General features: G+C 71.4%; 22 protein-coding genes. 11 read left to right on the top strand and 11 right to left on the bottom strand.

Annotation, left to right across the window (positions count from 1 at the left end):
• Positions 1 to 14: 14 nt before the first annotated feature.
• Together katG and AW270_RS15435 are read right to left on the bottom strand one after the other, a co-directional pair.
• A complete protein-coding gene (katG, locus tag AW270_RS15440) occupies positions 15 to 2,222 on the bottom strand; it encodes a catalase/peroxidase HPI (RefSeq protein WP_061295025.1) in 2,208 nt (735 codons plus the stop codon).
• A 20-nt stretch (positions 2,223 to 2,242) separates the two neighbouring features.
• The gene (locus tag AW270_RS15435) at positions 2,243 to 2,677 is read right to left on the bottom strand and encodes a Fur family transcriptional regulator (RefSeq protein WP_061295024.1); all 435 of its coding nucleotides are present in this window, start codon (positions 2,675 to 2,677) and stop codon (positions 2,243 to 2,245) included.
• A gap of 82 nt (positions 2,678 to 2,759) precedes the next feature.
• Here AW270_RS15435 and AW270_RS15430 point away from each other — a divergent pair, with 82 nt between their 5' ends.
• Both AW270_RS15430 and AW270_RS38755 read left to right on the top strand, forming a co-directional pair.
• Entirely contained in the window at positions 2,760 to 3,476 is a 717-nt protein-coding gene (locus AW270_RS15430) for an alpha/beta fold hydrolase (RefSeq protein ID WP_061295023.1), read from the top strand.
• A gap of 149 nt (positions 3,477 to 3,625) precedes the next feature.
• Positions 3,626 to 3,766: a hypothetical protein gene (locus tag AW270_RS38755; protein WP_157522012.1), complete on the top strand. Its 141-nt coding sequence runs from the start codon at positions 3,626 to 3,628 to the stop codon at positions 3,764 to 3,766.
• Positions 3,767 to 3,810: 44 nt separating this feature from the next.
• On the opposite strand, the gene AW270_RS15425 is transcribed toward AW270_RS38755, so the two are convergent.
• From AW270_RS15425 to AW270_RS15415, 3 genes are read right to left on the bottom strand one after another with little or no spacing between them, the layout of a single operon-like run.
• Positions 3,811 to 4,593 (bottom strand): neutral zinc metallopeptidase, encoded by a 783-nt coding sequence (locus tag AW270_RS15425; protein ID WP_157522011.1) that lies wholly within the window; start codon positions 4,591 to 4,593, stop codon positions 3,811 to 3,813.
• Between the two features lie 48 nt (positions 4,594 to 4,641).
• Positions 4,642 to 6,945: a thiamine pyrophosphate-binding protein gene (locus tag AW270_RS15420; protein WP_245674723.1), complete on the bottom strand. Its 2,304-nt coding sequence runs from the start codon at positions 6,943 to 6,945 to the stop codon at positions 4,642 to 4,644.
• Between the two features lie 26 nt (positions 6,946 to 6,971).
• Positions 6,972 to 7,622 carry a TetR/AcrR family transcriptional regulator gene (locus AW270_RS15415; protein ID WP_061295021.1) on the bottom strand — a complete coding sequence of 217 codons (651 nt, stop codon included), beginning with the start codon at positions 7,620 to 7,622 and terminating at the stop codon, positions 6,972 to 6,974.
• A gap of 291 nt (positions 7,623 to 7,913) precedes the next feature.
• Here AW270_RS15415 and AW270_RS15410 point away from each other — a divergent pair, with 291 nt between their 5' ends.
• Together AW270_RS15410 and AW270_RS15405 are read left to right on the top strand one after the other, a co-directional pair.
• Positions 7,914 to 8,768 (top strand): LLM class F420-dependent oxidoreductase, encoded by an 855-nt coding sequence (locus AW270_RS15410; RefSeq protein ID WP_061295020.1) that lies wholly within the window; start codon positions 7,914 to 7,916, stop codon positions 8,766 to 8,768.
• Between the two features lie 84 nt (positions 8,769 to 8,852).
• On the top strand, positions 8,853 to 9,227 hold the full coding sequence (locus tag AW270_RS15405) for an STAS domain-containing protein (RefSeq protein ID WP_061295019.1): 375 nt from the start codon (positions 8,853 to 8,855) through the stop codon (positions 9,225 to 9,227).
• On the opposite strand, the gene AW270_RS15400 is transcribed toward AW270_RS15405, so the two are convergent.
• Genes AW270_RS15400 through AW270_RS15390 form a run of 3 tightly spaced genes read right to left on the bottom strand, consistent with a single transcriptional unit; the run spans position 9,224 to position 11,537 of the window.
• Positions 9,224 to 9,610, bottom strand: coding sequence for a TOBE domain-containing protein (locus AW270_RS15400; RefSeq protein ID WP_061295018.1), 387 nt, complete (start codon positions 9,608 to 9,610; stop codon positions 9,224 to 9,226). The two genes, AW270_RS15405 and AW270_RS15400, sit on opposite strands and share 4 nt — an antisense overlap.
• 10 nt (positions 9,611 to 9,620) lie before the next feature.
• Complete coding sequence (locus tag AW270_RS15395; protein ID WP_061295017.1) at positions 9,621 to 10,574, bottom strand: helix-turn-helix domain-containing protein; 954 nt, start codon at positions 10,572 to 10,574, stop codon at positions 9,621 to 9,623.
• Between the two features lie 27 nt (positions 10,575 to 10,601).
• Complete coding sequence (locus AW270_RS15390) at positions 10,602 to 11,537, bottom strand: alpha/beta hydrolase (RefSeq protein WP_061295016.1); 936 nt, start codon at positions 11,535 to 11,537, stop codon at positions 10,602 to 10,604.
• 134 nt (positions 11,538 to 11,671) lie between these two features.
• Here AW270_RS15390 and AW270_RS15385 point away from each other — a divergent pair, with 134 nt between their 5' ends.
• Positions 11,672 to 12,073 (top strand): hypothetical protein, encoded by a 402-nt coding sequence (locus AW270_RS15385; protein WP_157522009.1) that lies wholly within the window; start codon positions 11,672 to 11,674, stop codon positions 12,071 to 12,073.
• On the opposite strand, the gene AW270_RS15380 is transcribed toward AW270_RS15385, so the two are convergent.
• Positions 12,058 to 12,879, bottom strand: coding sequence for a class I SAM-dependent methyltransferase (locus tag AW270_RS15380; protein WP_061295014.1), 822 nt, complete (start codon positions 12,877 to 12,879; stop codon positions 12,058 to 12,060). The two genes, AW270_RS15385 and AW270_RS15380, sit on opposite strands and share 16 nt — an antisense overlap.
• Before the next feature lie 419 nt (positions 12,880 to 13,298).
• On the opposite strand from AW270_RS15380, the gene AW270_RS15375 reads away from it, so the two are divergent.
• The 3 genes from AW270_RS15375 (at position 13,299) to AW270_RS15365 (ending at position 18,295) form a co-directional block, all read left to right on the top strand.
• Positions 13,299 to 14,468 carry an alpha/beta hydrolase gene (locus AW270_RS15375; protein WP_157522007.1) on the top strand — a complete coding sequence of 390 codons (1,170 nt, stop codon included), beginning with the start codon at positions 13,299 to 13,301 and terminating at the stop codon, positions 14,466 to 14,468.
• A gap of 91 nt (positions 14,469 to 14,559) precedes the next feature.
• Positions 14,560 to 17,061, top strand: coding sequence for an ATP-dependent Clp protease ATP-binding subunit (locus AW270_RS15370; RefSeq protein WP_061295012.1), 2,502 nt, complete (start codon positions 14,560 to 14,562; stop codon positions 17,059 to 17,061).
• Positions 17,062 to 17,185: 124 nt separating this feature from the next.
• Entirely contained in the window at positions 17,186 to 18,295 is a 1,110-nt protein-coding gene (locus tag AW270_RS15365) for an FUSC family protein (RefSeq protein ID WP_061295011.1), read from the top strand.
• Here AW270_RS15365 and AW270_RS15360 read toward each other — a convergent pair.
• On the bottom strand, positions 18,237 to 21,443 hold the full coding sequence (locus tag AW270_RS15360) for an nSTAND1 domain-containing NTPase (protein WP_157522005.1): 3,207 nt from the start codon (positions 21,441 to 21,443) through the stop codon (positions 18,237 to 18,239). The genes AW270_RS15365 and AW270_RS15360 overlap by 59 nt on opposite strands.
• Positions 21,444 to 21,553: 110 nt before the next feature.
• Between AW270_RS15360 and AW270_RS15355 the strand changes: the two genes are divergently transcribed.
• Both AW270_RS15355 and AW270_RS41795 read left to right on the top strand, forming a co-directional pair.
• A complete protein-coding gene (locus AW270_RS15355; protein ID WP_061295009.1) occupies positions 21,554 to 21,901 on the top strand; it encodes a YciI family protein in 348 nt (115 codons plus the stop codon).
• 4 nt (positions 21,902 to 21,905) lie between these two features.
• Positions 21,906 to 23,090 (top strand): RNA polymerase sigma factor, encoded by a 1,185-nt coding sequence (locus AW270_RS41795; protein ID WP_061295008.1) that lies wholly within the window; start codon positions 21,906 to 21,908, stop codon positions 23,088 to 23,090.
• A gap of 133 nt (positions 23,091 to 23,223) precedes the next feature.
• Here the strand turns inward: AW270_RS41795 and AW270_RS15345 are convergent, their stop codons facing one another.
• Positions 23,224 to 24,027 carry a PIG-L family deacetylase gene (locus AW270_RS15345; protein WP_061295007.1) on the bottom strand — a complete coding sequence of 268 codons (804 nt, stop codon included), beginning with the start codon at positions 24,025 to 24,027 and terminating at the stop codon, positions 23,224 to 23,226.
• Positions 24,028 to 24,141: 114 nt separating this feature from the next.
• Between AW270_RS15345 and AW270_RS15340 the strand changes: the two genes are divergently transcribed.
• Complete coding sequence (locus AW270_RS15340) at positions 24,142 to 24,630, top strand: ATP-binding protein (RefSeq protein ID WP_082801572.1); 489 nt, start codon at positions 24,142 to 24,144, stop codon at positions 24,628 to 24,630.
• The last annotated feature ends 4 nt before the right edge of the window (positions 24,631 to 24,634 follow it).

The raw sequence follows: 24,634 nt of genomic DNA, 5'->3' as shown, positions 1-24,634 counted from the left end.
CGAACTACTTCAGGTCAGACCAGGTCGAACCGGTCGAGGTTCATGACCTTGACCCAGGCCTTCACGAAGTCGGCGACGAACTTCTCCGCCGCGTCGTCGCTCGCGTAGACCTCGGCCAGGGCGCGGAGCTCGGAGTTGGAGCCGAACACCAGGTCGGCGCGGCTGCCCGTCCACTTCACCTCGCCGGTCGCGGCGTCGCGGCCCTCGAAGCTCGTCTGGTCCTCCGACGTCGCCTTCCAGGTCGTCCCCAGGTCGAGGAGGTTGACGAAGAAGTCGTTGGTCAGGGTGCCGGGACGGGTGGTCAGGACGCCCTGGGCCGACTGGCCCGTGTTGGCGCCCAGCACGCGCAGGCCGCCGACCAGGACGGTCATCTCGGGCGCGCTCAGGGTCAGCAGGTTGGCGCGGTCGAGCAGGAGGTACTCCGCCGGGTAGCGGTTGCCCTTGCCGTAGTAGTTGCGGAAGCCGTCGGCGCTGGGCTCCAGAGCGGCGAACGACTCGACGTCGGTCTGCTCCAGGGAGGCGTCGACGCGGCCCGGCGTGAACGGGACCTCGATCTCGTAACCGGCGTCGCGGGCGGCCTGCTCGACGGCGGCCGAACCGGCCAGGACGATCAGGTCGGCCAGGGAGACCGGCTTGCCGAACGACGCCTGGATGCCCTCAAGAGTGGAGAGCACGCTGGCGAGCTGGTCGGGGTCGTTGACCTCCCAGCCGATCTGCGGCTGCAGGCGGATGCGGGCGCCGTTGGCGCCACCGCGCTTGTCGCTGCCCCGGAAGGAGGAGGCCGAGGCCCAAGCCGCCGAGACGAGCTGCGGGACCGACAGGCCCGAGTCGAGGATCTGCGCCTTCAGGGCCGAGACGTCGGCGTCGGAGAGCAGCTCGGCGGTGCGGGCGGGCAGCGGGTCCTGCCAGAGCAGCACCTCGGAGGGGACCTCCGGGCCGAGGTAGCGGACGACCGGGCCCATGTCGCGGTGGGTCAGCTTGTACCAGGCGCGGGCGAAGGCGTCGGCGAACTGGTCGGGGTTCTCCAGGAAGCGGCGGGAGATCTGCTCGTAGATCGGGTCGACGCGGAGCGCGAGGTCGGTCGTGAGCATGGTCGGCGCGACCTTCTTGGCCGGGTCGTGGGCGTCGGGGACGGTGCCCGCGCCCCCGCCGTCCTTCGGCCGCCACTGGTTGGCGCCCGCCGGGCTCTTGAACAGCTCCCACTCGTAGCCGAACAGGATCTCGAAGAAGTCGTTGCTCCACTGGGTGGGCTTGGTCGTCCAGATGCCCTCGAGGCCCGAGGTGATCGTGTCGGCGCCCTTGCCGGTGCCGAAGGTGTTGCGCCAGCCGAGGCCCTGCTCCTCGAGCGAGGCGGCCTCGGGGTCGGCGCCGACGTGGTCGGCCGGGCCGGCGCCGTGGGTCTTGCCGAAGGTGTGGCCACCGGCGATGAGGGCGACGGTCTCCTCGTCGTTCATCGCCATGCGGCGGAAGGTCTCACGGATGTCGCGGGCGGAGGCCAGCGGGTCGGGGTTGCCGTTGGGGCCCTCGGGGTTCACATAGATGAGGCCCATCTGGACGGCGCCGAGCGGGCTCTCCAGGTTACGGTCGCCCGTGTAGCGCTGGTCGTCGAGCCACACCGACTCGGGACCCCAGTAGACGTCCTCCTCCGCCTCCCACACGTCGGCGCGGCCACCGGCGAAGCCGAAGGTCTGGAAGCCCATCGACTCCAGCGCCACGTTGCCCGTGAGGATCAGCAGGTCGGCCCACGAGAGCGACTGGCCGTACTTCTTCTTGACCGGCCACAGCAGACGGCGCGCCTTGTCGAGGTTGCCGTTGTCGGGCCAGCTGTTCAGCGGCGCGAAACGCTGCTGACCGGCGCCGGCGCCGCCGCGGCCGTCCTGGATGCGGTAGGTGCCCGCGCTGTGCCACGCCATGCGGATCATGAAGGGGCCGTAGTGGCCGAAGTCGGCGGGCCACCAGTCCTGGGAGGTCGTCAGGACCTCGGCGATGTCACGCTTGACGGCCGCGAGGTCGAGGCCGTTGAAGGCGGCGGCGTAGTCGAAGTCGTCGCCCAGCGGGTTGGCGACGGCGGGGTTCTTGGCGAGGATCTTCAGGTTGAGCCGCTCCGGCCACCACTGGCGGTTCCCGCCGCCCTGGGTCGGGTGGGCCGCGCGCACGTGCGCGACCGGGCAGACGCCCTCGTCTTTCGCGTCGGTGACGATGGCGTCGTGGTTCTCGGACATGGAAATCCTTCCGGACTATGTCAGCTCGCAGTGGCGGAACAGCTGGGGCAGCGGCCCCAATAGATGACCTCGGCCTCGTCGATCTGGAAGCCGTGGGCATCGGACGCGGTCAGGCAGGGCACCTCGCCCACCGCGCAGTCGACGTCGGCGACGACGCCGCACGACCGGCAGACCACGTGGTGGTGGTTGTCCCCGACGCGCCCCTCGAACCGGGCCGGGCTCCCGGCAGGTTCGATCCGGCGGACGAGCCCCGCGGCGGTCAGCGCGTGCAGGGCCTCGTACACAGCTTGGAGGGAGACGTGACCGACCCGGTCACGGATGCCCGAGGCGATGTCTTCGACGCCGAGGTGGTTGCCACCCCGGACGGTCTCCAGCAGCGCGACCCGGGCCGCCGTCACCCGCAGCCCCGCCCCGCGCAACTCCTCCGCGATGGTCTGACCAGTGGGTGCCGTCATGCGGTCCAACTTACCGCCCTAAACACGAACGATACAAGTTTACGAATTGTCCAAGTTTGAGGATCCGTTACGATCGCGGCTCATGCCCCGTCTCACTCTCCTGATCGCGCTCACCCTCCTGACCGGCTGCGCCGTCGCTCCGGACAGCCCGCTCGCCGACCAGTGCGACACCGTCCCGCCCGGCGCGGAACGGGTCGTCCTGCAGGGTGATCACGCGACCCGGCTGGGCGCGGCGGTGGTCGGCCCGGCCGACGCGAAGGTGGGGGTGGCCGTCGCCCACGGGGCCAGGCAGACGCTCTGCGACTGGCTGCCCTGGATGTCGGCCGTCGCGGAGAGGCTGGACGTGCGGATGATCGTCCCCGACCGCCGGGGCGTCGGCTCCAGCGAGGGCGACGAGGAGGTCGCCCCGCTGGCCCAGGACCTCCACACGGCCCTGACCTGGCTGCGCGACAACGGCGCGGCCGAAGTGGCCGCCCTGGGCAGCTCCTACGGCGGCCCGATCGCCGTCCTGGCCACCCAGCGGGCCACCGACCTGCCGATGTGCCTGACGATCGCGGTCTCCCCGCTCACCGGCATCGAGGGCGGCGTCGCCCCGCTGGCCGAGAACAGGCCGGTCCCCAGCCTGTGGACGGTCGCCGAGACGGCCTTCGCCGGCAACGCCACCACCCTCTTCGAGAAGATCCCGCAGACCACGAAGGGCCGCCTCAAGATCCTCCCGGTGGAGGACCACAGCCTGGCCCTGCTCCGCGACCACCCCGACGCGACGGCCTTCGTCGAGGACGCCCTGCGCACCTGCTGACATGGTCGTATACGGCCTGTATACAGCGGTGCGCCAGGCTCCGCCCCGACAGCGGAAACGAATGGGGGCACCACTGTGCAGAAGCTGCTGGGCACGATCGCGGTCGTGGGAACGCTCGCCGGCGACCGGGCGACGGCTCGTGCGGCCGGGTGAGCGTCAGCGCCCACCTCAACAGCGGCACCCGCCAGGGGTCGACGGTCTTCTCCGAGTGCAACGGGGTCTGGACGACGAAGACCTGGAGCATCTCCAAGCAGGTCGAGTGGAGCGTCGCCCGCCCGTCCGGCTACTGAGGTGAAGCCCCTGCCCGGCAGGTCCGGGCAGGGGCCACCTGACGTCAGGCCACCCGCGACCGGGGGGCGATCCACGTGTTGCACGAGCCGGGGCTGGCCGACCTGAAGCCCCGGTTCAGCCAGTAGGAGTTGTTCGGCCCGTTGCCGTGGTCCGGCGGCGCGCCCGCCTGGTCGCCGCCGTTCTTCTTGTACCAGTCGAGCTCGTACGCCCAGTTCTGCGCGATCCCCGGCACCGAGCCGCTGATGCTCCGCAGGAACGCCCCGGAGAAGCACTGCGCCTGGAGTTCGAGGCGGCGCGAGGTCTCGTGGCCCGGCACCTGCAGGGAGTAGGCCCGGATCCCGGCCAGCCCCTGGATGTGGTGACCGTATTCGTGCGCGAGCAGCTCCGCGCCCCACAGGCCGTAGCCGTTCCTGACGGGGGTGTTCCACATGTAGATGTAGAGCGTCTCGGAGTTGTAGCAGTAGTAGCCCACGAACCGGGACGGGAACTTGCCGCAGGAGGTGTTGCCGCGCTTGTTCACCAAAACCATTTTCGGCGCCCGGAACTTCTTCCCCGCCTGGGCGAACGACTTGCGCCAGGCCGTGGCCAGGCAGGTGTTCACCTTGGTGAGGAAGGTCCGGTAGGAGGCCAGGCTGCCGGCTCGCGGCGCCCCCGCGCCGCAGTTCACCGTGCCGAACCTCGTCTTGTACAGCGGGTTCGCCGTCGCCACCGACTTGGGCACCATCGCCGCGGCCTTCTCGGCGGAAGCCTGCGCCGGGGACACCAGCACCGCCCCCGCCATGATCAGCGTGGCGGCGACAACGAAATAGCGAGTAATTCTCGTCACGAGTCCGAAATGGTAGGGCTTACAACAATGATCACAAACGGGAATGCCTCAACCTGACACATCAAGGACAGCGCCGACGATGGCGTCGGCATCGATCCCGTGGTAACGGTAGACCGATTCTAGATCGCCCGACTGCCCGAATCTCGTCACTCCGAGGTGCGACGCCTTCACATTGTTGATTCCTGCGAGGAAAGCGAGCGTGTGAGGATGTCCGTCGAGCACGGTCACCATCGGCGCGGCGCGCTTCGCCGGGAAGGCCACGTCGAGGACCCAGGTCGCGCCGTCCTGACGACCGGCCTTGGCCTGCGTGGCGGTGAACAGCAGCCCGGGGCTGGTGACGCAGACGACGTCCGCGCGGATGCCGAGCCGCTGCAGCCGGTCGGCCGCGGCGAGCACCTCGGGGACCGTCGCGCCCATCGCCACGATCGTCACCGCCGGATCGCCCTCGGCCTTGCGGAGCAGGTAGGCGCCCGCGACCGTCTGCCGCCGCCGCCGCTCCCTGGCCGCCGGATCGGCCGGCACCCCGGCCAGCGACTGGTCGACCGGCCGGGTCGACAGCCGCAGGTAGGCCGAGCCGCCCTCCGGCCGGCCGAGCCTGCCGAGCGAGGCGAGCAGGGTCCACTCGACGTCGACGGCGAACGCGGGCTCGTACGTGACGCACCCCGGCTGTTCCAGGCCGAGCGACGGCGTGGTGATCGACTGGTGCGCGCCGCCCTCCGGCGCCAGCGAGACCCCTGACGGGGTGCCGACCAGGATCGACTGGCCACCGGCGTAGATGCCGAACGACCACGGCTCGTGGGCCCGCTGGACGAACGGGTCGTACAGGACGCCGATCGGCAGCAGCGGCTGCCCCCACCGCGACCACGTCGCGCCGAGCTCGCCCAGCAGCCCGACGAGGTTGGTCTCGGCGATGCCGAGCTCGATGTGCTGGCCGGTGGGGCGCTCGCGCCAGTGCAGGATCGTCTCGGGGTCGTCGGCGAACCAGTCGACCTGCTCGGTCGCCGACCAGACGCCGACCTTGTTGACCCAGCCGCCGAGGTTGGTCGACGAACTGACGTCGGGGCTGAGCGTGACGACCCTGCGGGCCGCCTCGGGAGCCGACCGGGTCAGGTCGAGCAGGGTCCGGCCCAGCGCCGCCTGGGTGGTCGCGGTGCCCGTGGGGGTGCGGCCGAAGTCGGTCGGGACCTGGGGCGGCAGCATCGTGGCGACCGGCGGGCGCTTCAGGCCGGAACCGACCTTGGCGATGAATTTCGCCTCGGGCGTGTCGCCGGGGAAGACCGCCCAGGGGTCGGCCGGGTCGGCGCCGACCTGCCGGGCCAGTTCGCCGAGCTGCTCCACGGTCAGCAGGGAGCTGTGGTTCTGCGGGTGGCCCTCGACCGCCAGGCCGTGGCCCTTGACGGTGTAGGCGAAGATGACCGTCGGGCGGGTGTCGTCGATCTCGGCGAAGGCCTGGTTGAGGGCCGTGAAGTCGTGGCCGCCGAGGTTCCTGATCGCGCGGAGGAGGGTGGGGTCGTCCAGGGAACCGAGCAGTTCCTCGATCTCCGGGTCGCCGGCCGGGAGGCGCTCGCGGAGCTGCCCGGGGGTGCAGCGCAGCAGCCGCTGGTATTCGGGGTTGGGCATGGCGTCGATGCGGCCGCGCAGCGCCGCGCCGCCCGGCTCGCGGAACAGCGACTCCAGCAGGTCGCCGTATTTGACCGTGATGACCTGCCAGCCCGCCGCGGCGAACATGCCCTGGAGGCGCGGGGTGCCCAGCGCCGGGACCACCCGGTCGAGCGACTGGCGGTTGAGGTCGACGATCCAGACGATCTCCCCCAGGCCCGACACCATGGGGTCGCCGATCGCCTCCCAGACCGCGCCCTCGTCGAGTTCGGCGTCGCCGACCAGCGAATACTGCCGGCCGACGGTGACGCCCGAGGTCATCGAGTCGACGTAGCGGCGGGCCAGCGCGCCCCAGATCGGGGCCGTCGCGCCGATGCCGACCGAGCCGGTCGAGTAGTCGACCTGGTCGGGGTCCTTGGCGCGGCTGGGATAGGACTGCAGGCCGCCGAACTCGCGCAGCGTCGTGAGGTAGCGCCGGTCCAGGTCGCCGAGCAGGTAGTTGATGGCGTGGAGGACGGGCGAGGCGTGCGGTTTGACCGAGACGCGGTCCTCCGGGCGCAGGTGCCGGAACCAGAGCTCGGTCATGATCGAGACCATCGACGCCGACGACGCCTGATGGCCGCCCACCTTGAGACCCGAAGGGTTCGGGCGGACCCGGTTGGCATGGTGGACGATCGCCATGGAGAGCCAGAGAATCCGGCGTTCGATGGCTTTCAGGACATCGGTGTCGTTCGGCCCCACTTCTCGCTGCACGGGCGAAACTATGGCATCAAGCTGCGTCAACGTCGAATGCGGCCCGACGGCGCCCGCTCCAGCGCCTCGCGCGACTCCTTCAGCGTGATGGCGCTCTCCACCAGCGAGATCGTCGACGACACCATCACCTCGAACAGCTCGCCGGGCGACACCCCGCGGGCTCCCCGGGCCGCCGCCAGACCCGACTTCGCGGCGTCGGTCTCGCCCATCGCCTTGGCCCCCACCTCCTGCAGGGCGCTCGTCACCGCGAGCAGCTCAAGGCTCTCGATCAGCGGCGCGATCACGCCGGGCGACACGCCCTCGCGCTGCAGCCGCGCCACGCACTGTTCGGCCTCCGGGGTCCCGATCCCCCGGGAGGCCCGGCGTAACATCACCGGGATCAGCCCCGGATGGGCCACCAGCGCGGCCCGGGTCCGATAGGCGGTCAGCGGCAGCCACACGCGCCAGCTCGACTCGTCGGGCAACGGGAAGTCGACGCTCTCCAGGGCCAGCTGGGTGACCCCGTCGAGGATCTCGTCCTTGTTGCGGAAGTGGTGGTAGAGGGATGCCCCGTTGACGTTCAGGGCCTCGCCCAGCCGACGGATGCTGAGCGCGTCGAGCCCCTCGTCGTCGACGATCGCCAGCGCCGTTTCCAGGACCTTTCTCCGGGAGATCAGCGGGACCTTGGGCCGGGCCATGGCACCTCTTCTGCTCTGTGTACTTATTGCCTAAGAGGGTAACGCCCAACGGCGTTAGACAATGGCCAGTCACTTTTTCGGCAGACCCATTTGCAGAAGGGCGTAGAAACGCATTCCCACCTGCTGCCACCTGCGGATACGGCTCGGATCGCCACGTTCGGTAAGCGACAGGGCCGGATTTAACGATATCCATAACACCGGCCGCGCGTAACGGGGTTAAGCAGCTGATGATCACGGTACGTCACCAGGTAACGCCGTTCACCCCGGCGCGAACACAGGAAAAGAGGCGACATGAAACCCTACGGCGTTTGGGCAAGGGAGTTCCGGACCGACAACCCGGCCGAGGTCGGCCAGGCCGCGGCCGAGCTGGAGAAACTCGGCTACGGCGCTCTCTGGGTCCCCGGCGGGACGGACAGCGGGCTCGACACCGCCGAGAAGATCCTGGCCGCCACGTCCGATGTCACCGTCGCCACCGGCATCACCAACATCTGGTCCTCGCCAGCCCGCGAGACCGCCGAGCGCGCCCGCGCCCTCGGCGCCGCCCACACCGGCCGCTTCCTGCTGGGCCTGGGGGTCAGCCACGAGAGCATGGTCGACCGGTTCCGCCCGGGGGCCTACCAGAAGCCGCTCACGGCGATGGCGTCCTACCTCGACGAGCTCGACCGGGAAGGCGTCACCGCCGACCGCCGGGTGCTGGCCGCCCTCGGTCCCAAGATGGTGGAACTGGCGAAGAACCGGGCGGCGGGCGCCCACCCCTACCTGGTGATCCCGGAGCAGACCGCCGCGATCCGCTCGGCGATCGGCCCCGGCCGCCTGGTCGCCTCGGAGCAGGGCGTGATCCTGGAGACCGACACGGCCCGCGCCCGCCAGCTCGGCCGCGAGGCGCTGCACCCCTATCTGGCCATGCCCAACTACGTGAACAACTGGCTGCGCGGCGGCTTCACCGACGACGACGTGTCGGGCCGGGGCAGCGACCGGCTGATCGACGCGCTGTTCGTCTGGGGCACCCCCGAGCAGTGTGCGGTCCGCCTCAACCAGCACCGCGACGCCGGGGCCGACCACGTGTGCCTGCAGGTGCTGGGGACCCCGGCGGGCGAGCTGCCGCTGACGCAGTGGCGGGAGCTGGCGGGAGTCCTCTTCGGCTGACTGGGATCCCACCTTACTGGTCAGAGATCTGCGCAAAGGTGACTATGGGCTGAGACGGTGACTACCGAGCGAAAGGGAACGTGCATGCACCTGACGGTCGACATCACCGACATCGGTCCAGAAATCGTGATCATGACGTTGGTGGGGGAGCTCGACATGTTCACCCAACCGGTCGTCGAAGCCACCCTGATCGGCCTGCACGCCCGGGGTGTGACCCGCGTCGTGGTCGCCGCGGCCGGCCTGGCCTTCAGCGACCTCAGCGGGATGCTCACCCTCTGCCGCGCCGACACCGAACTCCGCCGCCGCGGCGGCGGGCTCACCCTGGCCGCCCCGGCGCGCCAGGTCCTCCGCGTCAACGGCCTGCTCGCCGCCGAAGGGCTCCCGGTCTGCCGCTCGGTCTCAGAAGCCCTGGGTGTACGACTCGCGCGCCGCCCCCACCGCACCCACCACCGGAGCTAGGAGACCTCGACCACGACGTTGGTCGACTTGATCACGGCCACCGCGACCGCCCCCGGCTCCAGCCCGAGCTCGTCGGCGGCCTGACGGCTCATCAGCGACACCACCCGGAACGGCCCGGCGGCGATCTCCACCCGGGCCATCACGGTGTCGCGGACGACCTCGGTGACGATCCCCCGGAACCGGTTGCGGGCCGACGAGGTGGCCCCGCCGGTCTCCCCGGCGATCTGCGTGCGGGCGAAGGCCGCGAGGTCGGGCCCGTCGATCAGCCGCCGCCCGTTCTCGTCGCGGCTGGCGGCGAGCCGCCCCGAGTCGACCCAGCGGCGGACGGTGTCGGCGCTCACGCCGAGGATGGCCGCGGCCTCACTGATCCTGAACGTGGCCACGCGCCACAGCCTATTCCGGGTGGGCGTGCAGCCGCCGCAGCGCGAACGCCAGCCGCAGCCGGAAGCGCCCGTCGGGCTCGCGCACCTCCCAGCCGAGGAGCTGCTCGGCCCGCCCGAGCCGGTCGACCAGCGTCGAGTGGTGCAGGGTGAGCCGCGTGGCGGCGGTCCGCAGGCTGGCCGAGTGGACGAAGGCGTGCAGCGTCTCCAGCGCCCACATGGGCAGCCCGTTGAGCACGACCACGTCAGGTGAGGGCACCGCCCCTGACCCGATCGCGGCGGCCACCTCCGCCAGCCCGCCCAGCTCGTCGAAGCGCACGACCCGTGGCCCGAGCACGTCGTCGGCGAACCGCAGCGCGACCTTCGCGTCGGCGTACGACCTCGGCAGCCGGGCGACCGGCACGACCGGACCGACCCCGGCCCGGGAATCCCCGAGGACGTGACGGCCCTCCGGGTGGGGCTCGACCAGCACGCCGCCGTCGGGCAGGGCGATGGCCCGTGCCTGTTCCCCCAGCCGGAGCCGCCGGGCGGCGCGCAGCCGGGCGGTCTCCCCGGCGGAGGCGTCGACGACCAGCTCCACCAGCGCGGGGTCGGGCGCCCGGCCGCGGGTGCGGTCGAGGACGTCCCGGGCCAGCGCCACCCCGCGCTCCAGCGCCATCAGATCGACAGGCGTGGGCGGGCCGGGCTTCTCCAGCACCAGCTCGACGTCTCCCGCCCGGCGGCGCGGCCAGTCGTCGGAGGCCGGTCCGGCGTGGTCGTCGCGGTGCCCGTCGGGCCGCACCCGCAGGAAGACGCCCCGCTCCTCGTCGGCCAGCCTCGCCGCGCACCCGGCCAGCACCGCCACCCCGCGCACGGTCGCCTCGACCCCCGCCCGCCCTTCGGCGAGCCGATCGAAATAGGCGATGACCTGCACGGCGGTGCTGGCGTCCGGATCGAGCGCGGCCAACCGTCCGACGAGCTCCCGCATCTGCCCAGTCTCCCCCACGCGCGCCGGTCAGCGGCCGAGCAGCCGCCTCAGCCAGTCGACGCGGGCCTGCTTGGCGCGCTGCGACAGCGCCGCCTGCGGCACCATCAGGTCGAAGCCGTGGAACCCGCCGGGCCACACGTGGAGTTCGGCCTGGCCGCCCGACTGCCAGATGGCGGTCGCGTAGGCCACGTCCTCGTCGCGGAACGTCTCGGCCGAGCCGACGTCGATGAAGGCCGGCGGCAGCCCGGACAGGTCGGTGGCCCGCGACGGGGAGGCGTAGATCGACACGTCGGGCCCACCCCGGCGGTCGCCGAGCAGGGCGGTCCAGCCGGTCTCGTTGGACGTGCGGTCCCATATGCCGCGCCCGGACATCTGGTGGCTGGAGACGGTCTCGTTGCGGTCGTCGAGCATCGGGCAGACGAGCAGCTGGCCGAGGACCTCGGGCCCGCCCCGGTCACGGGCCAGCAGCACGGTGCCGGCCGCCAGGCCGCCTCCGGCGCTGCCGCCTCCCACGATGATCCGGGCAGGGTCGATCCCCAGGTCGGCGGCGTGCTCGGCGACGTGGACGAGACCCCGGTAGCAGTCCTCGACGGGCGTGGGGTCGGGGTGTTCGGGGGCCAGCCGGTAGTCGACGGAGACGACCACGAGGCCCAGTTCCACCGCCCAGGCCAGCGGATCGGCCAGGCCGACCCGGTTGTCGCCGAGGATCATGCCGCCGCCGTGGATCCAGTACACGACGGACGCCGTCTCAGGGGCGGCGACCGGACGGCAGACCAGGAGCGAGACGCCGTCGCCCAGATCGACGTCGGTGAGGTCGACGATGCCGCCGAGCGTGAGATCCTCGGCGGGGGCGACCCCCGTGCGGAGCAGCGGGATCATGTCGGCGGTGAGCGACGGCGGCATGTTCTGCGAGATGACGGCGAGGGCGGCGGCGAGTTCGGGGTCGAACGGTACGGCTTCCATGTCTCACATCCTGGTGAGGTGTCACGTGCGTCCCAAGCGCCAGGCGGCGGGCGTTTCCCGACGAGTGGCGGGAATCGGCCAGGTTGAGTAGGCGTACTCAATCCACCGACCCCGAATAGCCGGATATTGGCGATATGAGTGCTGATCTGGTGAAAACGAAGCGCATCCGTCCCGAGATCGCGGCCGGGCTCGTCGGCGCGGCCGTCCCCCTGGTCGCCGTGGGCGTCGCCCAGGTCCTGACCGCCGCCGGAGTCCACGACCTCCTGTGCCCCTCGGGCGGCCTGGAGTGCATCGCCACGGACATCCTCACCTCGTTCGGCGTCGCCGTCGTGCTCGGCTGGATCGCCCTGGCGCTGCTCGCGGTCCGGCCGGCCTGGCTGGTGGCCCTGGCCGGCGCGTTCCTGACCCTGCTCCTGGCCGGGCTGAGCCTGCGGTTCGCCGCGATCGGGCTCTGGCACCTGCTCCCGCTCTCCGCCGCCTGCTTCGCCGCAGCGGCCTGGCTGACGACGCGGTTCGGGGATCAGCCCCACGAGTAGCGCAGGATCTGGCCGATGTCCCGGAACCCCGGTAAGCGCGCCATGATCCACATCGCGACCCGGCCCGCCGTCGGATAGTCCTCCACCCCCGGCATGTCGACCACGCGCTGCGCCTCCTCCAGCGTCAGCCCCGGATGCCAGGCCTCCAGTTCCCGGGGGTCGTCGACGGCCCAGTGGAGAGTGGCCCCGGCCTGCCGGACCGGCCGGTTGAGCTTCTGCAGCCGGATCCCCGTCGAGTTCTGACAGTCGAAGATCAGCACCCCGCTGGGGAACCGCCCGGTCAGCCGCTCGATCAGGCGGCGGCCGTCGTCCTCCCGCAGGTACATCGACAGCCCTTCGAACACCACCGCCGTCGGCCGGTCGTCCGGGACCGAGGCCAGCCACCGCTCGCTCGTCACCGACGACGCGATGGAGTGGTAGTCGCCGTCGGGCCGGTCGATCACCCGGTCGCGCAGCTCCAGCACCTCCGGATAGTCGAGGTCGATCCACCGCACCCGGGGCCCCGGCGCGATCCGCTGCACCCGCGTGTCGAGCCCGCAGGCCAGATGGAGCACCGTGGCGACAGGATGCGCGCGCAGGAAATCCCGCGTCCATTCGTCGATGCGCAGCCCCCGCAACGCCACCCCGGCGGCAGTCGTGGGCGTGATGCCGGTCTTGGCGAAGTCGTAGTCGATCCGCTCGACAGCCCGCTCCGCGGCCCCGTCCTTAAGAATCGAGCGGGCGGAGCGACTGTCGAGAGCTCGGCTCCACAGGGTGGCGAGCATCGTCTCCTGGGCGCCGGCGAGTGTGATCTTCTCGCGGTCCATCACTCCATTAGACACGGGGGGACGACCCCCCGAACCCCCCGCCGCGAAGGGGCTTCCGCCCCCTCGCGCTCCCCCGGTCGCTGTCGCGCCCCGACGTCGCTGCCGCTCCGGGGTCGCTCCGCTCCCTGGCGAAGGCGCTCCGCCCCTCGCACTCCCAGGCAAGGCCTCGCTCCGCTCGGAAAGCCCTCGCTCCGCTCGCGAAAGCCCTTCTTCCGTTACGGCTCCGCCCGGCCCGCCACCCGACTCACTCCGGCCACCCGATCGCCCATGATCGGCCTGGATTCGCTGAATCGTAGCGGGCTGTCGGTTGGTTCCCAACGAAGGAGGGGCCGGCCGCCTGGCCTGCGACTTGACCAGCGGCACTCCGGTCGTGAAATCGATCCTGGGCGTCCGCGAACCGGATTGTGTACGTTCGTTTCGTGTCAGATCGTCTTGATGTATGGACATATGAGCTCGATGGCGAGTTAGAGACCAACTACCACTTCGATGTCACCGACGAAGAACGCGCCGCTGCCGGCCGCGAGACCGTCGCCGAACACCAGCGGAAACTCGTCGCCCTCAACAAGGCACGGGCCGAAAGGATGTGGACCGCCGAACTGCCGCCCGGAGCCGAGCTGAGACGTGTCTGGGCCCCCCGCGACCCCGCCGACCTGCGGGCCCGTCTCGGTGACGACGACATGGCCGTCTGGTCGGAAGGCGACGTCCTCCACGTCGTCTGGCGGGGCATTGGGGAGGCGCCACGGCTGGGGAGCGGTGTCCAGTTCGTGTTGTGGCAGGTGGAGGGGGCCGACGACCTCTGGGAGGTGTCGATCCGGATCCGGCGGCTCGACGAGGCCGTGATCACCGTCACCCTGGGGAACCTCGAATCGTTCGTCGAGCAGGTCTGGCACGGGCCCAAGGCGCCCCCGGCCCTGCCCGAGGCCACCGAACTCGAAGGCCTTCTTGAGCAGCACGAACTGACCTTCCTCGGCGAACCCCGCCGGATCTTCCTCTACGTGCCGCCCAAGATCGAGGGGCTCATCCCGGCGGTCTGCCTGGCCGACGGCCAGATGCTGCCGACGTTCGCCCGCACGCTCGACGCGGCCGTCGTGAACGGAACCTGCCCGCCGGTCGCGGTCGTGGGGGTCGCCAGCCCTCCGCACACCGCCGACGACCTGCGGTCGCGCGAATACCTCCCCGGCCAGGACCCGCAGCGCTACAGCGACCACCTGGCCTTCGTGATCGACGACGTCATCCCGTGGGCCGACGAGCGCTTCCCCGCCTCGGGCCGCTGGCTGACCGCCGGGGTGTCGAGCGGGGCGGTCTGGGCGCTGAACGCGGGCCAGCGGCGGCCCGACGTCTTCTCCGGGGCGGTCGGGCTGAGCCCTGGCATCCCTCCGGTGACCGAGCTGCACGCCTTGACCAGGACGTATGTCGGCGGGGGCACCCTGGAGGGCGGTTTCCGGCTGGCTGCGGGAGAATGGGCGACGAAGTTGACCGCCGCGGGGGCCGAGGTCCGGTCCGTCGACTGGGTCGGCGGCCACGACGGCTACTGGTGGGCACAGCACCTTCCGCCGGCTCTAACCTGGCTGACCGTACGCCCAGAGTGAACTTCGCCAATCGCGTATTTGGTATCCATCACTCGGAATAGCGCGTTCTATGGAGTAACAGGGCCCCCCGGACTCCATGGAGCGGCGAGAGATGTTCGAAAGGTTCACCGACCGAGCGCGGCGGGTGGTCGTCCTGGCCCAAGAAGAGGCCCGGATGCTCAACCACAACTACATCGGCACCGAGCACATCCTGCTTGGCCTCATCCACGAGGGCGAAGGCGTCGCCGCCAAGGCCCTCGAAAGCCTGGGCATCAGCCTCGAAGGCGTCCGGCAGCAGGTCGAGGAGATCATCGGCCAGGGCCAGTCGGCGCCCTCGGGCCACATCCCCTTCACGCCCCGTGCCAAGAAGGTCCTTGAGCTGTCACTGCGCGAGGCGCTGCAGCTCGGACACAACTACATCGGCACCGAGCACATCCTGCTCGGGCTCATCCGTGAGGGCGAGGGCGTCGCCGCCCAGGTCCTCGTCAAGCTGGGCGCCGACCTCAACCGGGTCCGCCAGCAGGTCATCCAGTTGCTGCACGGCTACCAGGGCGGCAAGGAGGCCACCGCGTCCGGCGGGCCCGCGGAGGCCGCGCCCTCGACGTCGCTGGTCCTCGACCAGTTCGGCCGCAACCTGACGCAGGCCGCTCGCGAGGGCAAGCTCGACCCGGTCATCGGGCGCGAGAAGGAGATCGAGCGGGTCATGCAGGTGCTGTCCCGCCGCACCAAGAACAACCCCGTGCTCGTCGGCGAGCCCGGCGTCGGCAAGACCGCCGTCGTCGAGGGCCTGTCCCAGAAGATCGTCAAGGGCGAGGTGCCCGAGACCCTCAAGGACAAGCACCTCTACACCCTCGACCTGGGCGCGCTGGTCGCTGGTTCGCGTTACCGCGGTGACTTCGAGGAACGCCTGAAGAAGGTCCTCAAGGAGATCCGCACCCGCGGCGACATCATCCTGTTCATCGACGAGCTCCACACCCTGGTGGGTGCGGGCGCGGCCGAGGGCGCGATCGACGCCGCCAGCATCCTCAAGCCGATGCTGGCCCGTGGCGAGCTCCAGACCATCGGCGCGACCACTCTCGACGAGTACCGCAAGCACCTGGAGAAGGACGCCGCTCTGGAGCGTCGTTTCCAGCCGATCCAGGTCGCCGAGCCCAGCCTCAGCCACACGATCGAGATCCTCAAGGGTCTGCGTGACCGCTACGAGGCCCACCACCGCGTCTCGATCACCGACGGCGCGCTGGTGGCCGCCGCGACGCTGGCCGACCGCTACATCAGCGACCGGTTCCTGCCCGACAAGGCGATCGACCTGATCGACGAGGCCGGCTCGCGCATGCGCATCCGCCGCATGACCGCCCCGCCGGACCTGCGCGAGTTCGACGAGAAGATCGCCAACGTGCGCCGGGACAAAGAGTCGGCCATAGACGCTCAGGACTTCGAGAAGGCCGCCGCCCTCCGCGACAACGAGAAGCAGCTCTCGCTCAAGCGCGAGCGCCGCGAGCGCGAGTGGAAGGCCGGCGACATGGACGTCGTCGCCGAGGTCACCGAGGAACTGATCGCCGAGGTCCTGGCGACCGCGACCGGCATCCCCGTCTTCAAGCTCACCGAGGAGGAGTCCCAGCGGCTCCTGCGGATGGAAGACGAGCTGCACAGGCGCATCATCGGCCAGGACGACGCGATCAAGGGCCTCAGCAGGTCGATCCGGCGTACCCGGGCGGGCCTGAAGGACCCCAGAAGGCCCGGTGGCTCGTTCATCTTCGCCGGCCCGTCCGGTGTCGGTAAGACCGAGCTGTCCAAGGCGCTGGCGGAGTTCCTGTTCGGGGACGAAGACGCGCTGATCATGCTGGACATGTCGGAGTTCATGGAGAAGCACACCGTCTCCCGGCTGTTCGGCTCCCCTCCCGGCTACGTCGGTTATGAGGAGGGCGGTCAGCTGACTGAGAAGGTGCGGCGCAAGCCGTTCTCGGTGGTGCTGTTCGACGAGATCGAGAAGGCCCACCCCGACATCTTCAACAGCCTGCTGCAGATCCTGGAGGACGGCCGGCTGACCGACGCCCAGGGGCGGGTGGTCGACTTCAAGAACACGGTCATCATCATGACCACCAACCTCGGCACCCGGGACATCTCCAAGGGCATCGGGGTCGGGTTCGCCAAGAACAACGACGTCGAGGGCAACTACGACCGGATGAAGGCCAAGGTCCAGGAGGAGCTCAAGCAGCACTTCCGGCCCGAGTTCCTCAACCGTGTCGACGACACCGTGGTCTTCCACCAGCTGACGATGAACGAGATCATCCGCATCGTCGACCTGATGCTGGCCCAGGTGGACGCCCGCCTGAAGGACCGGGACATGGGCCTGGAGGTCACCCCGGCCGCCAAGCAGGTGCTCGCCGACCGCGGCTACGACCCGGTCCTGGGCGCTCGTCCGCTCCGCCGCACCATCCAGCGTGAGCTGGAGGACTCGCTGTCGGAGAAGATCCTGTACGGGGAACTGCGCCCCGGCCAGCTGGTCAAGGTCGACGTCGAGGGTCAGGGCGAGGCGGCCAAGTTCACCTTCGTGGGCGAGGCCAAGCCGGAGACCGAGATGTTCGTCCCCTCGGCCTTCACCGCCAAGAACTGAGCGCGCGCACACCAAGGGCCGGGTGATCCACCCGGCCCTTCGGTTTTGCCGTCACCAGGAAATATCCACCCCAGGGCATGCTGTTTGTCATGAAATGTCCTGTTCGATGAGGTGGATAAGCGCAATGCCGGAACGTCTGACATCGATCGCCCGCCTGGTCATCACGGCGGTGGGCGCCTATGTGAGCGCGATGGCCCTGCTCGACGTGAAGGCGCCGGTGCTGGCGGCGCTGACCGCCCTTCTCGTCGTCCAGGTGTCGCTCTACCGCACGCTCCGGCACGCCGGGGGTCGGATCGTCAGCGTCGGCGCCGGGGTGCTGGTGTCGGTGCTGCTGGGTGGGATGTTCGGGCTGAGCTGGTGGAGCCTCGGGCTGGCCGTGGCGGTCTCCCTGGGCCTGGGTCACCTGCTGAAACTCCGTGAGCACCTGATGGAGGTGCCGATCAGCGCGATGCTGATCCTCCAGTTCGGCACCGGCCCGGCCGCCGCCGACCGGATCGTGGAGACCCTGATCGGCGCGGCCGTCGGGCTGATCACGGTCGTCGTGGCCGCGCCCGCGAAGCTGCGCCCGGCCGAGCAGGCCGTCGCCGATCTCGGCCGCCGGATGGCGAGCCTCCTCGACGACATGGCCGAGGGCCTGGCCGCCCCGCCCGGCCGGGAGGCCGTCGGCGACTGGACCACCCGGGCCAGGAGGCTCACCACGGACATCCGCCGGGCCGAGGCCGAGGTGGACACCGCCGACGAGACCGCCCGCCTGCGCGGCCGCACCGGTTCGGGCCACAGCCGGGCCCTGCGGGAGACCCTCGACACCCTGGAACGCGCGGTCCCGACCGTACGCGGCCTGACCAGGAGCGTCAGCGACCGCACCGGCCTGCACCTGACCGGCGACGCGCCGATGTGGGAGGCCGGCGTGCGCGACCGGCTCGCGAGCGTGCTCCGCGACCTGGCCGGGACCACCCGCAACTACACCGAGGCGGCCACCACCTGCGACGCCGAGGAGGCCGCCCGCCTCACCGCCGAGCTGGAGCGCTCGCTGGCCGAGGGCCGCCACGTGCGCGGTGAGCTCGGCGACGCGCTCCGCGAGGACCCCGGCCACTGGCCGCTGCACGGCGAGCTGCTCGTCCACATCGACCGGCTGCTCGACGGCCTCCGCGACGCCCCGCCGCCGCGCCGGGTGATCAGCACACCGTCCGATAGGGCTGGCCGGGTGCGTGAGCTCGCCACTCCTCGGCGGTGAGGGACCGCCCGGCCTGGGCGCAGACGAGGTCGTGGGCGTCGGCTCCGTACAAAGTGGAATCCCAGATCTCCAGGGCCGGTTGGCCCGGGGCGGTGAACCTGCCGCCGCCCACCAGCGTGCCCCCGTCGGGGCTGAAGGCGAGCGCGCCGGCCGCGAACGCCGGGGCTCCGGCGGCGGGGGCCCGGCCGTGGAAAGTGCCCAGCGGGCGGCCGGTGGCGACGTCCCAGAACCGGACCACCCCACTGGCGTCACCGCTGGCCAGCACGCTGCCATCAGGGCTGAACGCCACCGACAGCACGTCACCGGTGTGCCCGAGCAGCACGGGCCCGGCGGGGACGGCCTTGACCGGATCCCACAGCCGGATCACCCGGTCGGCTCCCCCGGTGGCCAGCAGCCGGCCGTCGGGGCTGAACGCCACCGCCCGCACGTCGCCGTCGTGACCGCCCAACCGGCCGGTGCGCCGGCGGGCCTGGTTGTCCCACAGCTCCACCTCCGGGCCGTAGACCAGCGCGAGCGTCCGCCCGTCGGGCCCGAGGACGCCGTGGCTGGTCGCCTCCTGCGGCGGGTTGGCCCACAGCGTCCGGCTGGTCCGGCTGTCGACGTCGAGGAGGCTGATCACGTTGTCGCTGCTCAGCACGACCAGCCCGCCGGTCTGCGGCTCGAACACCATCGAGTGCACCCCGGAGTCGCCCGTCTCGATCGGCGCCCCGAGCGGGGTCCGGGAGGCGGTCCGCCAGAGGCGCACGGTGCCGTCCGCGTCGCCGGTGGCGAAGAGTGAGCCGTCCTGGTTGAAGGTGATCGCGTTGACCGTGGCGAACCGGCCGCTGCCGGGGTCGGCGACCCGGGTGGTCAGATCGAGCACCGCGTCGTACGCCTCCATGTTCCAGACCCGCACGGTCCGGTCGGTGGCGGCGGTGAGCAGCAGGTCGCCGTCGGGCGTGTAGGCGACGCCGACGACGGCCCCGGTGTGCCCGGTGATCGTGGCGCCCACGCGCCGCTGCCCGACGGTCTCCCAGACCCGCACCGCCTCGTCGGCCCCGCCGGTGGTGAACGTGGTCCCCGCCGGGCTGAACGCGATGGCCTCCACCGCGCGGTCGTGGGCGGCGAAGTCGGCCCGCTTGACGAACTCGCGCTCGCCCACCCCCCAGATCTCGACCCCGCCGTCGGCCCGGCCGACCGCGAGAGTGCGCGTGTTGGGGGTGAGCGCGGCCGTGGTGACCCGCGGCAGCAGGCGCAGCCGTTTCCGCGACGGCACGTCGAAGATCTCCAAGCCGTCGGCGGTGCGGGCGTAGAGGGTGTCGCCGTCGTTGCCGAGGAGCACCAGCGGGCGCTCGCCCGCCGCCGGGAACTCGCTCATCGGCTGGGCGGTGGTGGTGTTGAAGATCGTGATCGGGCGGCCGGCCGCCGCGACGGCGACGGTCCGGCCGTCGGCGCCGAACGCCAAAGCCTTGCGGCCGAGGCCTCCGTCGCGGATCTCGGCCAGGCGGGTGCGGGAGGCGGTGTCCCAGATCCGGACGGAACCGTCGGAGGCGGCGGTGGCCAGCCTGCGGCCGTCGCGGGTGAAGGCGAGCGCGCTGATCGGCGCGTCGTGGGCGGCCACGACGGCGATCCCCTCGCCGCCCTGCCAGAGCCTGACCTCGCCGCCGGAGGCGGTGGCCAGCAGCCCGGTGGCGCTCATGACCATCGTCTCCACGCCGGGCGGGCGCAGCACGTCGAGCGCGGGATGCACCGCCGAGGCGCGCAGCCCGGCCGCCGCCTCGGGCAGCTCGGGCGCGATCTCGGCCCCCGCGAGCCGCAGCAGCCGGGCGAGGACCGGCTGGTCGGCGGCGAGCGCGTCGCCCTGGGCGAGCAGGTGGCGGGCCACGGCGGTGGTGCTCCGGTCGACCGCGGCGTCCCGGTCGCGGGTGGCCCCGGTGATCAGCAGCGCCAGCGCGCCGGTCGCGCCGAAGCTCACGACGAGCAGCGCGATCAGGGCGACCAGCGACAGACCCCGCAGGAAGGTACGTCTCTCCGCCGCCCGCCGCCCCTCCATCGCCTGGGCCGCGCTCGCCTCGAGGAACGCCACCTCGGCCGGGGACAGCTCCCGCCTGATCCGCCGCACCGCGGCGCGGGCCGCCGCGAGCCGGGAGCCCTGGTAGAGGTGGGGCGCGGCGAACCCGCTCAGCACCCAGCGGTTCGCGTCGGCCTGGAACTCCCTGCGCACCTGACCGGCCGCCCGATCGGCCTCGGTCCACGCGGTGAACCGGGGCCAGGCCCGGATCACCGCCTCGTGCGCCAGTTCGGCCGTCTCCCCGTCGCGGCTGACCAGCCCGGCGGCCACGAAAGGTTCGAGCTCCGGGACCATCGGGCCGGGCCGGAGGGTGCCGTGGGGCCCGGCGAGCGCCGACAGCGCAGCCCTGGCGTCGCCCCGGACCAGCGCGCGTTCGGCGCTGCGGGGGATCGCGCCGGTCACCCGGCCGGTGGCCCGGTAGGTGTCCAACGTCAGGACGTCGCCCTCGCGCCGGTCCCACATCACCCGCAGCGTGTGGGCCAGCAGCGGCAGGTCGCCGTTGTGGTCGGCGAGGATCTCCTCCACCAGGCCGTCGGCGAAGGTCACCCCATGGGCCAGGGCGGGCTGCTCGACGGCGGCGCGCAGGTCGTCCGGAGACAGGGGCGAGACGAGCAGCGGCCGGGAAAGGGCCGCGACCAGCTCGGGGAACGCGGCGGCGTCGCCGGTGAAGTCGGCCCGCAGCACCAGCACCACGGGGGTGCGGGTGGCGGTGAGCGCGCCGACGAAGGTCTGCCGGGCGGTGAGATCGCGGCAGGCCGCGAAGACCTCCTCGAACCGGTCGACCACGATCAGCCCCGGATCGCCGAGCTCGTCGAGGTGGTGGGGCGCGGCGGCCAGCCGTTCGTGGTCCATCCCGGCCCCGAACGCGGCCAGCAGCGCGCCGACCGGATCGGCGCCCGGCCGCAGCCTCAGCCCGCCCGCGAGGCCGACGTCGACGAGCGAGGTCTTCCCCGCCCCGGAGGCTCCCGTGACCACGAGCAGCCGCTCGCTCCCGGCACGCCGCCGCAGGTGGGACAGGAGGTCGTCACGGCCGAAGAACACGGCGGCGTCCTGGGCCCCGAACGCTGCCAGCCCCGGATAGGGAGGCCTGCTGCTCACCTCACCAGCATGGCCGGAAATCCAAAAAAAGTAACCGGTGGCCGTCGAAACTCCGGCCGGCCGTTCGTGGAGGGGTCGTAGGTTCACAGGAGAACGAACGGAGAACACCCATGCGCTACCTGATCACGCTGACCCGCACCGCCCAGCCCGAGACCCCGCCGCCCGCCGAACTGATGGCGGCGATCATGCAGCTCGGCCGGGAGGCCACCGAGTCGGGCGTCCTCGTCGACCAGAGCGGCCTTTCGGCCATGGCCGGTCAGGTCGAGGTCGTCGGCGGCAAACTGACCGTGACCGACGGCCCGTTCGCCGAGGCCAAGGAACTGATCAGCTACGCGATCTACGAGGTCCGCGACGCGGCCGAGGCGGTCGAGTGGGCCAACCGCTTCATGAAGCTCCACCGCGACATGTGGCCGGGCTGGGAGGGCGTGTCCCACGTCTACCCGCTGATGACATTCTGAGGACATGGGGCCTGCCGATCCGATCCGCACGATAGAAGCCGTCTGGCGCATCGAATCGGCCAAGGTCATCGCGACCGTGGCCAGGATGACCGGGGACATCGGCCTGGCCGAGGAGTCGGCCCAGGACGCGTTCGTGCTGGCCCTGGAGGCCTGGCCCCGTGACGGCGTCCCGGACAACCCGGGCGGCTGGCTGACCACCACGGCCAAGCGCAAAGCGATCGACCAGCTCCGGCGGCAGGGCGTCTACGAGGAGAAACTCCGCGAACTCGCCCTGCTGCCCGAGCCGTCCCCGGAACCCGAGCTGCTCACGCTGATCTTCACGGCCTGCCATCCCGACGTGGCCGTCGAAGGGCGGCTGGCGCTGACGCTGCGGCTGCTGGGCGGCCTGACGACGGCGGAGATCGCGCGGGCGTTCCTGGTGCCGGAGCCGACCGTCGGCCAGCGGATCTACCGGGCCAAGACGGCGCTGCGGAAGGTCCCGATCGAGCTCCCGCCCGCCGAGGAGCTGCCCGCGCGGCTGGCCTCGGTCCTGGAGGTCATCTACCTGATCTTCAACGAGGGCTACGCGGCGACGGCCGGCGACTCGTGGACCCGCAACGACCTGTGCTTCGAGGCGCTGCGGCTGTCCCGCGTGCTGGCCGCGCTGATGCCCTCCTCCTCCGAGGCGCTGGGTCTTCAGGCGCTGCTGGAGATCCAGTCGTCCCGGCTGGCCGCCCGCGTCGGCCCCGGCGGTGAGCCGGTCCTGCTCCCCGACCAGGACCGCACCACCTGGGACCGCCTGCTGATCCGCCGGGGCCTTTCGGCGCTGGCCCGCGCCGAGTCGACCGGCACCCTCGGCCCCTACGGCCTCCAGGCCGCCATCGCGGCCGTCCACGCCAGGGCCCTGACCTTCGCCGACACCGACTGGGCCCGGATGGCCGCCCTCTACCAGCTGCTCGCCCACGTCGCGCCGTCGCCGATCGTCGAACTCAACCGCGCCGTGGCGGTCGGCCTGGCCGAGGGTCCGGAGGCAGGCCTCAAGATCGTCGACAACCTGAAACTCGAAGGCAACCCCCACCTGGCCGCAGTGCGCGGCGACCTCCTCGAACGCAGCGGCCGCGCCGAGGAGGCCAGAGCGGCCTTCCGGCAGGCGGCCGACCTCACCCGCAACGCCCAGGAGAAGGCCCTCTACGAACGCCGGGCCCGCTGAGAAGCGCCGGGCCCGCTGCTGGAGAACCGCTCGCTTCCGTTACGGCTCCGCCTACCCCCACCCCGCCCGCCGCCCCGGCGACGGCCGGTCGGCCCGGCGCTCACCGGCCGCTCGTCCGAGCGCCGTGACGGCGTCAGCGCAGGCCGGCGAAGAGGTCGTCCTCGCGGTCGGGGGCGGGGACCTTGGTGAAGACCCGGACGAAGTGTTCGGTCGACATGGCCATCCGCTGCATCTCCGGCGGCATCGACAGCAGGGCGATGCTGTCGCCCTGGCTGGCGTGGGCCCGCAGGGCGGCGACCTTCGCCTCGGCCTGCTCGTGGGTGTCGACCACCGTGGTGATCAGTTCGTCGGGGGTGCCGAAGTCGTCGGGCACCTCCCACCCCGGGTCCATGCCCTGCTCCTTCATCGCCGCGACCGACGCCTGGATGACCCCCCGGGGCACCGCCGTGTAGTAGAACTTCACCGGAATCCCGGTCGCGTCGCTCGCCGCCACCGCCACCCGGTGGGCCTGGATGTGATCCGGATGGCCGTAGTTGCCGTTCTCGTCATACGTCACGACGACCTCCGGCCGATATTCGGCCATCAGCGCCGCCACCTTGGCCACCGCCTGGTCGAAGTCGACGTTGGCGAACGCGTCGGGGCTGGCGTTGCCGTCCCAGCCGTCCATGCCCGAGTCGCGGTATCCGAGCAGCTCGACGTGGCCGATGTTCAGGTGGCCCACCGACTCGGCCAGCTCGGCCAGCCGCTGTTTGACCACGTCGGCCTCGGAGTGGCCCGGCTGCCCCGGCTTCACCCCGCCCGGCCCGTCGCCCTGGTCGCCGTTGGTGCAGGTCACCAGGACGGTACGCACCCCTTCGGCGGCGTATTTCGCGAAGATGCCCCCGGTGCCCATGACCTCGTCGTCGGGGTGGGCGTGCACCGCCATCAGCGTCAGCATGGTCCCGACACTACGGCAGCGCCGGTTCCCTCAGGGAAGCACAGTCGCACCTTCGCGTGACATCTCGGACGCCGTGGTGGCGCGTCTTCATTGCGCAGTCATCGAGGAGGACGCATGAACGGTTCGGGGAACGTCACCACACTCGACTCCATCGACACGACTATCACCACCGATCTCCGGGCCGCCAGGGTCGCCCGGCTCGCGGGGGGCCGCGACCAGATCGTCCTGGCCCGGCGGCTCGTCTCGGCCACGATCGGCAGGGACCACCCGCTCCACGACGACTGCGTGCTGCTCACGAGTGAGATCGCCACGAACGCGGTCGTCCACTCCAGATCCGGCGACGGCGGCGTGTTCACCGTGACGGTCTGGTTCTCCTCCGACGAGGTGCGGGTCTGCGTCCAGGACGACGGCTCGGCCGAACCGCCGTGTGCCGGCCACTCGACCGCGACCGCCACCAACGGCCGGGGCCTGCCGCTGCTCGACGCCCTGGCCGACCGGTGGGGCATCGTCCGCGAGGGCGGCCGCAACAAGGTCTGGTTCGAGATGTCCCTGACCACCGCCCCGCCCGCCGCGATGGCCCTGCTCCTGCAGCGGTCGGCCTGACGGC

This window comes from Herbidospora cretacea (assembly GCF_001570605.1).
GTDB classification, from domain to species: Bacteria; Actinomycetota; Actinomycetes; order Streptosporangiales; family Streptosporangiaceae; genus Herbidospora; species Herbidospora cretacea.
Note: the sequence above shows the minus strand (reverse complement) of the source record. Positions and strands in the feature narration are given on the sequence as shown.